A 10,141-nucleotide genomic window follows, 5' to 3' on the forward strand; every position below is an offset into this window, starting at 1 on the left:
TGTGTCTGACGAGCCGTACCCGTGGGTGCGCCGCACCAGCGAACGCGGCAAGGCCTACGACGCGTTCCGCGAGTACCTCAACCTCGGCCCCCGCCGCACCATCAAGCAAGCCGCCGAGAACGTCGGCATCACCCACGACTCCGCGCAGGAACTCTCCACCCGCCACGACTGGGTAGCTCGCTCCGTCGCCTACGACCAGCACCTCGCCACCGCCGCCACCGACGGACTCGCCGGCCAAATGGCCTCCGCACGGGACGACAACCTCGCCCTCGCCGACCAGATGCGCAGCCACGCCGTCACCATCCTCGAGGACTACGTCACCGGCCGCGCCGTCCCCTCCGCCAACTACTCCCAGTTCGTCCTGGCCATGGTGCGCCTCGAGGAGCACGCCTTCCGCCTGAAGGACGACCCCAAGACCAGCGCGGCCCGCGAGAAGGTGCAAAGCCTCCTCGATCGCTTCGACAAGGCCAACCACACGTGATCACCCCGGCCGAACTCGCCGGCCTCACCCCTGAAGAACTTGAGGAGTTCGCCGAGGGGCTGGAAAGACTCGTCCTCGACCGTGAGGCCGGCAAGGTTCCCTGGCTGTGCGACATACCCGACTGTGACGGGCGCCCCCACCCGGGACGCATGGGCGCACACTCCCGCGCCAACCAACGCCCCCCCGTCGACGACCTGTGGGACTGGTGGCTCCTCCTCGCCGGCCGCGGCTACGGCAAGACCCGAACCGGCTCTGAGTACAGCATTGAGCAAGCCCGGCACCTTGAGCGCGGTGCGCTCATCGCACCCACTGCGGCGGACGCCCGAGACATCATGGTCGAGGGCGAGTCCGGCATCCTGGCCTGCGCCCCAGCAACTTTCCGCCCCGTCTACTACCCGTCGAAGCGGCGCCTGGAGTACCCCAACGGGGCCGTACAGACCCTGTACTCAGCCGACGAGCCCGACCGCCTGCGTGGCCCCCAGCACCACTACTTCTGGGCCGACGAGCTAGCTGCCTGGCGCTACCTCCAGTACGCGTGGGACATGCTTCAGATGGGCATGCGCCTCGGCACGCATCCCCGCGGCTGCATCACCACCACCCCGCGGCCTCTGCCGCTCATCAAGGAGATGCTGAAGAACTCCCGTTGCACCGTGGTGCGCGGGTCGACGTACGAGAACCTCGCCAACCTGGCCGAGACGTTCCGGCGCACTGTCCTCGACCGGTACGAGGGCACGACCCTCGGCCGGCAGGAGCTTGACGCTGAGGTGCTGGAGGACCTCCCCGGCGCGCTCGTGGCGCGCGCTCTCATCGACCGCACTCGGGTCACTCCGGACGAGGTCCCGGAGCTGATCTCCATCGTGGTCGGCATGGACCCCGCGGGTACCGGCACCGGCGACGAGACCGGCCTGGTCGTCACCGGCTGGGGTGTCGACCAGCACCACTACGTCATCGCCGACGCCTCCGCGAAGAAGTCTCCCGACCAGGCCGCTCGGGCAGCCTTCGCGTTTCGCGAGCAGTACGGGGCCGCGCACGTGATCGTCGAGGACAACAACGGCAAGGACTGGATCGGCGAAGTCCTGAAGCGGGTTTGGCGCGACATGCAGCCCGCGGGGGACACGACGCCGCCGCCGGTGCGCACGGTGTGGGCGTCGCAGGGGAAGAAGCTGCGGGCGCAGCCAGTCGGCATGCTGTACGAGCAGGGCCGCGTCCACCACGTCGGCTCCCTCCCCGAGCTCGAGGACCAGCTGACGACGTGGATCCCCGAAGAGGACCCGAAGTCTCCTGACCGGCTCGACGCCCTGGTGCACGCGATCACGCACCACATGAAACGGGACCGCTCCCGCACCCAGCTGGTCAACCCGCACACCGCCGCCCGACGCGCGGGCCGGACGCCGGGCCAGCATCCAGCACTCAAAGCACGCCAGAAGGCGGCATGATGGGATGGAAATGGAAACGTATCCGCTTCTGATGGTGGTGGTCATGACGCTGGCCACCGCCCGCGTGACCCGCCTCATCACCCGCGACCGCATCCTCGCAGCGCCGCGGCGAGCAGCCCTGCGCGCCCTGCCCGACGACCACCTGATCGCCTACCTCATCGTCTGCGACTGGTGCGTTTCCGTGTACACGGGCACGCTCGCGGCCGTGGGCGGGGCGTGGGCTGGCTGGTGGTCGTGGGCTGCGGTGCCGGCCGTCGCGCTCGCCTTCTCGTACGTGACCGGCTACCTGGCGTCCCGGGAGGGCGAGGACTGATGGCCATCTTCCGCAGGCGGACCGAGAATGGCCCGCTGCTTCCCGAGACGCCCGACGCGTCCATCACTCCTCGCACCATTACCGCAGCCGCCATGCCGATGGCCGGGCCCGGCGTGAAGATTGCCGACCGGGCCCGCAAGTTCAACGCCAACTCGGACTGGCAGAAGCAGGGCTGGTACTACTACGACGTCATCGGTGAGCTGCGTTCACCGCTCGTGTGGATCGCCAATGCGGTATCCCAGGCCGACCTCCATGCGACGGAGATCGACCCTGCCACGGGCAAGCCCACCGGCCCGTCGACCAACTCGACCGCTATTCAGGCCGCGGCGCAGGTCCTTGGGGGCGCAGCAAAGCGAGCCACCCTTCTGCGCGTCCTCGCCCTGTGCTGGCAGGTCCCCGGCGAGGCATGGGTTGTGGTCAGGCCGCAGCCCAACAAGCTCGGCAAGAAGCAGCCTGACGAATGGATCGTCCTGCCGCCGTCGCAGGTACGTTCCAAGGGCTCCGGAGAAGCCGCCATGTGGCACTACCGGGACCCGAAGGTCGGCACCGATGTTCCCCTCGGCTCCACATCCCGTCTCTTCCGCGTCTGGGATCCGCACCCAGCTGACTTCATCCAAGCCGATTCCGCGATCCGCCCGGCCCTGCCGATCTGCCGTGAGATCGAGAAGTCGACGCAGACCATCGCGGGACAGCTCGACTCGCGCCTTGCCACGGCCGGCGTATGGCTCGTCGCTGACGAACTGGATCTCCCGAAGGGCGACCACGAGACGACAGCGCTCGCGTTCATGGATGAGCTGCTGTCGGTTGCTGAGACTGGAATCCAGCAGCCTGGTACCCCGGCTGGCGTGGTTCCGGTCGCCTTTAACGCGCCAGCCGAGATGATTGGGGCTGGCAGTGCGCTGGCCTTCGTCGATTCCAGCACCCAGTTCGTGGCTGGCATCGACGACCTCCGCGACAAGGCCTTGGCCCGGTTGGCATCCACCCTTGACATGCCCAAGGATGTCGCGGCGGGTACGCAGGGCGAGTCGAACCACTGGACAGCGTGGCAGGTCGAGGAAAGCACGTACAAGATCTTCATTGAGCCGCTGTTGCGCGAACTCGGCGATGCACTGACCGAGCAGTGGTACCGGCCCGCACTGGTCGCGATGGGCATGACCGAAGAGCAGGCGGCCAGATACGAGATCGGCTGGGACACCACGAACATCGTGGCCCGCCCCGACGACCGGGAGACCCTGGAGTCGCTGTACGAGAAGCGGCTGATCTCCAACGAGTACCTGCTGACGGAGAACGGTGTCCCCCTGGATGCGATGCCCTCGGAGGAGGAGCGGGAGCAGCGGCTGTTGGAGACGCTGGTGATCTCCTCGCCTGCGATTCTGTCCGAGCCGGGTGTGGCGGAGGCGTTGGGCATGCCCGAGTTGGCGGCGGCGCAGGCCTCGGCGGTCGAGCAGGCGCCGGAGCCGCCGGTGGAGGAGCAGCGGGCGCTTCCGGCGACGCAGGGCGACGAGCCGGAGCCTGAGGGTGTGCCGGACGGCCTGACGGCGGCAGCCGAGCTGCTCGTGTTCGATGCGCTCTCGCGGGCGGGCGGCCGGCTCCTCACGCGCGAGAACCGCGGCCAGTTCACCTCGACGCCGAAGCATGAGCTGTACCTCGCGATCGGATACGGCCCGCTCGACACCGATCGCCTGCTGGAGGGCTCATTCCAGTTCGTCGAGCCTGCCGCCCAGGCATTCGGACTTGAGCCGTCCTGGCTCAAGGACCGGCTGCACGAGTACGTCGACAACCGGTTGATCAAGAGGAAGGCGCATGACCGTGAAGCGCTGAAGGCGTGGCTGACGCCGTGACCATTCCGCCCGACGAGGGCCTGCCGCAGCGGCTTCGGGCGGAGGCGTTCATCCGCGAGGGCGAGCAGCGGGTAGCGCGGACGTGGTTCCGGTCGCTGACCCGCTGGCTCGACCGCGTCCGGCCCGCCGTCGTGCGTGGCGACACGGTCGATCCGGGGCGCGTCTCGGACTATCAGCAGTTCTGGACGGAGCAGGTCGACGTTGAGGTCATGCCCGTGGTGGGTGGCGTTCTGCGGCGGGCTGCTCGCCGGGTACGTACTCAGGGTGTGCCGGACGGTGACTCGTGGGTGTCGACATACCTGAACGAGGCCGGCAACCGGCTCGTGCGCCTGCCGGATGAGGTGTACGGGCTGATCGTCGCCGAGCTGGAGCGTGGCATCCGTGAGCAGGAGTCTGTTCCGGACATCGCAGCCAGGGTGTCGACGGTGCTGACAGCCACAGGGTCGGAGCGGTGGCCGAACCGGGCGGTGACGGTGGCCCGTACGGAGACGCTGGCGGCGGTGAACGCTGGGGTGTTCCGGTCGGCTGAGTTGGACGCGGCCGAGCGGGGGGACCCGGCACCGTTCAAGCAGTGGATCGCCACGGCAGATCCTCGGACGCGGCCAACGCACCAGGAGGCGGACAAGCAGCGCACCCTACTCCGCGAACCGTTCCGAGTGGGTGGGGCGCAGCTCCTCTTCCCCGGCGACCCGACGGGCCCAGCGAACGAGGTCATCAACTGCCGGTGCTCGATGTTCCCGGTAGTGCTGGGCGAAGAGATCGACTGGACCGATAGGCAGGATGCGTAATGGAAGACCTTGCGGAGTGGCTGCGGGAAACGCTGGTCACGGCTCAGCACCACGCCATCGAGCGTGCCGTAGCGGCTGGGGCCTACACCCTGGGGCACATCGAAACCCGGTTCGTTCCGGACATGCAGGGCGGTTACACGATCCACTTCGAATGGGAGATGGGAGTTCCCCGTGGCTAGGACGTGGAGTGCGGTGCTCGCGCGGCTGGGTGTTCCGACCGGCGACGGCCGCATCATCGACCCCGCAGGCGGGTCATCCCGTGACCTGCCGCTGCCGCTGATGTGGCAGGAGCTGTCCGACGACGGCCACGGCGGCAGCCGCGTTGTTGGACGGATCGAGACGCTGCGGATTGCGGACGGCATGGTCACCGCCACTGGCAGCATGCTGGAGGACATCCCCTACTCCGTCACTGAGCAACTGGAGGCTGGTGTTGTCGGCCCGTCGGTGGACCTGGACGACATCGAGTACGTGATGGACGCCGAGGAGCGGCTCATTATCACCCGCTGGCGGGTGTCCGGCGCCACGCTCGTCAGCATCCCTGCGTTCGCCGAGGTGTCCCTCACCCTCGACCCGGAACCGGCCGAGCCCATGCCGGACATGACCGAGCTCCAGGACGTCCCCGTCGAGGACTGGCTGTACGCTTCCGCGCGCCCAGAAGAGCTCCCCCCGGCTGCCTGGTTCCAGCGGCCGGACGTCGACCAGCTCACGCCTCTCACCGTCACCGACACCGGCCGCGTCTTTGGGCACATCGCCGGGTGGGACACCTGCCACGTCGGGCTTCCCGGCTGCGTCACCCCACCGTCGTCACCCACCGGCTACACGTACTTCCACGTCGCCGAGCAGCGCACCAGCGACGGTGCCACGCTGCCCGTAGGGACGCTCGTGGCCGGGCCCCGGCACGCGGACGCCCAGTTGGCCTTCCGGGCCGCGCAGGAGCACTACGACGACCCCTCGGCGGCCGTCGCCCGCGTGGTGGCTGGCGAGGACGAGCACGGCATCTGGGTAGCCGGCTGGCTGCTCCCCGGCGCAAGCGCGGAGGCGCTGGACGTGTTCAAGTCGTCGCCGGTGTCGGGTGACTGGCGCCGGGTGGGCGGCTCGCTGGAACTCATCGGTGTGTGCAGCGTGAACACGCCGGGCTTCCCGGTACGCAGGGTGCACTTCGCGAACAACGCGCAGCGGGCCCTGATCGGCTCGTTCGGCATCACGCCGCAGCAGGGCTTCCCGGAGCCGGGAAAAAGGCAGGTCACCGAGGCTGAGAAGGCGCGTGCCCTGTGGGCGTGGGCCACAGCAACAACGAACACGGAGGCGTGATATGGGCTGCAACTGCGGTGGAGCGAAGACCCTCCTCGACTACCAGGTCACCATGCGGCACGACGGCTCCATCCAGACCGTCACCCACGAGCAGGGCGGCCTCGTAGCTGTCCGCCAGCTCCTCGCCAAGTCCCCCAAGGGCGGCACCTACAAGGCCGTCGCCCGCCCGAAGTAACACGCCGCGTACCGGGCGGCCCTTACAACCCGCCCGGTACGCGGTACCCTGCCATGGATTGCTTCGATGCTGGCGGTGGGCCGGTCGAGCGAACGAGACGTTGTCGTTCTGCCGATCGGAAGGAGACCCGCCATGGCAGAGCAGACCCCGGAGACCCCCGAGCCGAACGAGCCGGTCGTTTTCAACATCGCCGAAGCCACGGACGAGGCCCTGATCACCGAGTACGGGCGCGTCAAGGCTGCCGGGCAGGAGCTCTCCGCCAAGTCGGACGCTGACCCCGCCGAGCTCTCCGGACTGGCCGCGCAGCTGCAGGAGCTGTCTACCGCCGTCGCCGAGCGAAAGACCCGCGCCGAGGCCACACAGGCAGCCCGCGACGCGTTCTCCAACGCACCCGAGCTGGCCATCCCCACCCAGGTCATCCCGGCCCCCGCCGTCGAGACCCGGGCCACCCAGGAGCCCGCCGTGGAAACCCCCGCGCCGGTCCCGTCCGTCTCCCAGATGGCCGTACAGAGCCGTCCCGAGCCGACGACCACCACGCCCTCCACGCTCAAGACCACCGCCTACGTCTCCCCGATGGCGGCCGGCCTCCTCAACGTCCCCGTGGACTCGGTCTACGCGAACAACGGCGACATCAGCCTCGCCCTGATCAAGAACGCCGGCCAGTTCGGCGTCAAGGGCGCGCCCGGAACCACGCAGACCATCGCCCAGTTCCGCACCGAGGGCCGCAAGCACGTCATCGATACCCTGGACGGCCAGGAGACGATGAAGACCCTGCGTGAGGCGCGCCGGGAGTCCCAGTTCTCCGCGCAGGGCGGCAACCTGGCCAAGGCGTGGCAGAAGCAGGTCGACGCCACCGGCTCCCTCACCGCCGCCGCCGGATGGTGCGCCCCGTCCCAGAACGACTACAGCCTCTGCACCACCTGGGACGCCGGGGTCGGCCTCCTCGACCTCCCGACCGTCACGGTCACCCGGGGCGGCATCAACTACACGGACGACCCCACGTTCCAGTCCATCTACGCGAACGCCGTTGCCGCCGGAGGTGGCTCCAACTTCCTCACGGAAGCACAGGTCATCGCGGACACGGCCAAGACGTGCTCGGAGATTCCCTGCCCCACGTTCGAGAACCGGCGCCTGGACGTCATGGCGCTGTGCATCCGCGTCAGCTTTCTCCAGGCGGCCGGCTACCCGGAGGTCGTCAGCGCATGGGACGACGGCCTGCGCGAGGCGCACGCCCAGGAGATGAACCGGCTGATCATCGCCGACATCATCGCCCGTGCCGGTGCCGCCACGACCCTGGCTCCCCTGGACGGCGCGAACGGCGACTCGTTCACCTCGGCGCTCCTGGCCGGCCTGGAGGTCGCGGCGACCGACATCCGGTACCTGTACCACCTGTCGCCGAACTCCACGGTCGAGGTCATGCTGCCGATGTGGGTCCCGGCCCAGATCCGGGCGGACCTCTCCCGGCGCACCGGCGACACCGGTGGCCTGCTCTCCGTGTCCGACAGCTACATCGCTTCCCTGTTCACCCAGCGGAACATCCGGGTGCACTGGGTCCGCGGCTGGCAGGACGGCCTCATCACGGGCGGCGCGCTGGACCCGGCGTTCCCCGGTGGCGACATCACGGCGCCCTACTCCCTGACGTCCCTGCCGAACGACCTCTCGTTCGTCATCTGGCCGGCCGGTTCGGTCGCCGTGGCGCGCCAGGACGTCGTCACCCTCACCAACGTCTACGACGCCCCCTCCCTCGCGCAGAACGAGTACACCTCCCTGTTCGCGGAGGAGGGCTTCGCGCCGATCTACCCGTGCCCCGGGCAGCGCCTGTACACGCTGGCCGACCTGTGCGTCGGCGGCATCACCGGTGCGGCGCAGATCAACTGCGCCGCCTGATCCTCCACCTGATCCGGCGCCCCCGCTCGTCGTCCCTGTGGCGGGGGCGCCACCCAGGACCAGAAAGGAGGGACCATGGCAGTCATTCAGTCCAACCGGCAGCTCGTACCGCCCCTGCCCCGGCAGCGGAGCCGCTACGGCCTCTTCAACGCGGCCACGCTGATCCCGATGGACAGTCGCATCATGGCGTCGGGCCTCCAGTTCTTCGCCGATGACTGCGGCAACTTCACAGAGCTGTATGACCCGGCGTGTGGTGTCGAACCAGAGATCAAGACGCCGAACGAGGGCACCGAGCTGGTCGGGACTGACCCGTTCTGGGTGGAGACGCGTCTGCGTTGCGGCACCGCTGGGCGCAGCGTGGACGAGATCGTGGCCGCTGCTACGGCACGCCTGGCGTCCAACGAACAGTGGCGAGTCGAGAACACCTTTTGGCTCGGCTCTCCCACGCAGCCTGGCGTCCTGAACCTGAACGACTCCGGAGCGACTGTGGTGCCCCCTATCGCCCCTGGGGCAGGTGCGGCCATCAGCGCGCTGGAGAACGCCTTCTACCAGGTCAACGGATACGTAGGCACGATCCACGTCAACACTCAGGCCGAAGGGGCCCTGGAGTATGCCGGGATGCTCAACCCTGACGCTGGGGTCCTGCGTACGCGGAAGGGCACGGCAGTCTCCCTGGGTGACGGATACGCCATCACAGGTCCCGGAGGTATCGCTCCGGCACCCGGATTCGTCTGGTCGTTCATCACGGGCTACGTCGGCATCTGGCGCTCCGAGGACGTCATGGCCCGGGTCGACAGGCAACGCGCCATGGACCGGACAGCGAACCAGTGGGACGCGATCGCTGAACGCGTCTACGCCGCAGCGTGGTCATGCCCCGAAGTGTTCGCCATTCAGGTACCCATCGCCGCTCCGGCGACGGCCGCAACCCCGGCGATCCCGGCATGACCGGCGTGAAGGACTGGGCGGTCGTTGTGCCGGCCCCGGGTGAGGTGAAGGCGACAGCGATCGTGCTGCTCGCCCTCGCGGACAGTCCGGCGCATGTCCGGACGGACGGGAACGGCAGCGAGTTCCTGGTGCCGCCGTATCTGGCGGACAAGTTCAACGAGAGCCTGCGCCCCAAGCCGAGGCGCCGCGCGAAGAAGGATGAGGAGGACGAGTAATGGCTGTTGAATGTGTTCGCCTGGCGCGCGGCAAGAGGATGCGGCTGACGAAGCTGAACGAGTGTGGTGCGGTGGTGAACGGCCCCAACTCGACGCTGACCGCTGAGGCGCTCGTGACGGGCACCATCACCCCGAACTACGCCGAGGTCACGGAGATCAGCATTCTCAACGCGAACGGCGACGAGTGCATCAGCGACAGGTCGAAGCCCGCGCTGCGGTGGCTCGACATCAACCTGAACGTGTGCACGTGGGACCCGACGATGATCAACCTGATCACCGGCGACCCGCTCGTCCTCGACAACGCGGCGCCCACCCCGAACATGGTGGGCTTCAGCATCGACAAGGCCCTCACCGGCTCCGCGAACTTCGGCCTGGAACTGTGGACCGGAATCACCGAGCAGGCCTGCGACCCGAACGGCAACGTCAAGTACCAGTACTGGGTCATGCCGTGGGTCCTGGATGCGCAGTGGAGCGAGTGGCTGCCTGCGCAGAATGACGGCGTGACGGCAACGTGGACGGCCCGTGCCGTGGCCGGCGGCGACTGGGGTGTCGGACCGTACGACGACGTCCTGCGGGACGCCGTGACCCCGGCGACGCTGACTGCGCTGACGACACCGTTCGGCGCTACGGAGATCCTGCGGTCGATCACGACGTCGGCGCCGCTGCCGACGCCGGTGTGTGGCGCGACGGTGCTGCCCGTTCCGTAACTGGGCTGGGGTCCTGGTCGACGGCTCCCGGCCAGGACCCCT

General features: G+C 68.6%; 12 protein-coding genes. All 12 read left to right on the forward strand.

The window, feature by feature from the left end:
- The first annotated feature begins 1 nt into the window (after position 1).
- The 12 genes from ACZ7G1_RS38380 (at position 2) to ACZ7G1_RS38435 (ending at position 10,099) form a co-directional block, all read left to right on the forward strand.
- Positions 2-481 (forward strand): hypothetical protein, encoded by a 480-nt coding sequence (locus ACZ7G1_RS38380; protein WP_470882133.1) that lies wholly within the window; start codon positions 2-4, stop codon positions 479-481.
- The gene (locus ACZ7G1_RS38385; RefSeq protein WP_470882135.1) at positions 478-1,917 is read left to right on the forward strand and encodes a terminase large subunit domain-containing protein; all 1,440 of its coding nucleotides are present in this window, start codon (positions 478-480) and stop codon (positions 1,915-1,917) included. The genes ACZ7G1_RS38380 and ACZ7G1_RS38385 overlap by 4 nt, the downstream gene beginning before the upstream one ends.
- A gap of 43 nt (positions 1,918-1,960) precedes the next feature.
- The gene (locus tag ACZ7G1_RS38390; protein ID WP_470882136.1) at positions 1,961-2,230 is read left to right on the forward strand and encodes a hypothetical protein; all 270 of its coding nucleotides are present in this window, start codon (positions 1,961-1,963) and stop codon (positions 2,228-2,230) included.
- A complete protein-coding gene (locus ACZ7G1_RS38395; RefSeq protein ID WP_470882138.1) occupies positions 2,230-4,071 on the forward strand; it encodes a hypothetical protein in 1,842 nt (613 codons plus the stop codon). Before ACZ7G1_RS38390 ends, ACZ7G1_RS38395 begins: the two co-directional genes overlap by 1 nt.
- A complete protein-coding gene (locus ACZ7G1_RS38400; RefSeq protein WP_470882140.1) occupies positions 4,068-4,859 on the forward strand; it encodes a phage minor head protein in 792 nt (263 codons plus the stop codon). Before ACZ7G1_RS38395 ends, ACZ7G1_RS38400 begins: the two co-directional genes overlap by 4 nt.
- A complete protein-coding gene (locus tag ACZ7G1_RS38405) occupies positions 4,859-5,038 on the forward strand; it encodes a hypothetical protein (RefSeq protein WP_470882142.1) in 180 nt (59 codons plus the stop codon). Before ACZ7G1_RS38400 ends, ACZ7G1_RS38405 begins: the two co-directional genes overlap by 1 nt.
- A 13-nt stretch (positions 5,039-5,051) precedes the next feature.
- Positions 5,052-6,170 (forward strand): hypothetical protein, encoded by a 1,119-nt coding sequence (locus tag ACZ7G1_RS38410; RefSeq protein ID WP_470882144.1) that lies wholly within the window; start codon positions 5,052-5,054, stop codon positions 6,168-6,170.
- 1 nt (position 6,171) lies between these two features.
- On the forward strand, positions 6,172-6,345 hold the full coding sequence (locus tag ACZ7G1_RS38415) for a hypothetical protein (RefSeq protein ID WP_470882145.1): 174 nt from the start codon (positions 6,172-6,174) through the stop codon (positions 6,343-6,345).
- Positions 6,346-6,477: 132 nt separating this feature from the next.
- Positions 6,478-8,232 (forward strand): major capsid protein, encoded by a 1,755-nt coding sequence (locus tag ACZ7G1_RS38420; RefSeq protein ID WP_470882147.1) that lies wholly within the window; start codon positions 6,478-6,480, stop codon positions 8,230-8,232.
- A 75-nt stretch (positions 8,233-8,307) separates the two neighbouring features.
- Entirely contained in the window at positions 8,308-9,177 is an 870-nt protein-coding gene (locus ACZ7G1_RS38425; protein ID WP_470882148.1) for a hypothetical protein, read from the forward strand.
- On the forward strand, positions 9,174-9,392 hold the full coding sequence (locus tag ACZ7G1_RS38430) for a hypothetical protein (protein WP_470882150.1): 219 nt from the start codon (positions 9,174-9,176) through the stop codon (positions 9,390-9,392). The genes ACZ7G1_RS38425 and ACZ7G1_RS38430 overlap by 4 nt, the downstream gene beginning before the upstream one ends.
- Complete coding sequence (locus ACZ7G1_RS38435; RefSeq protein WP_470882151.1) at positions 9,392-10,099, forward strand: hypothetical protein; 708 nt, start codon at positions 9,392-9,394, stop codon at positions 10,097-10,099. The genes ACZ7G1_RS38430 and ACZ7G1_RS38435 overlap by 1 nt, the downstream gene beginning before the upstream one ends.
- Positions 10,100-10,141: the final 42 nt, after the last annotated feature.

The sequence above is a fragment of the Streptomyces sp. NPDC037273 genome (genome assembly GCF_055603625.1).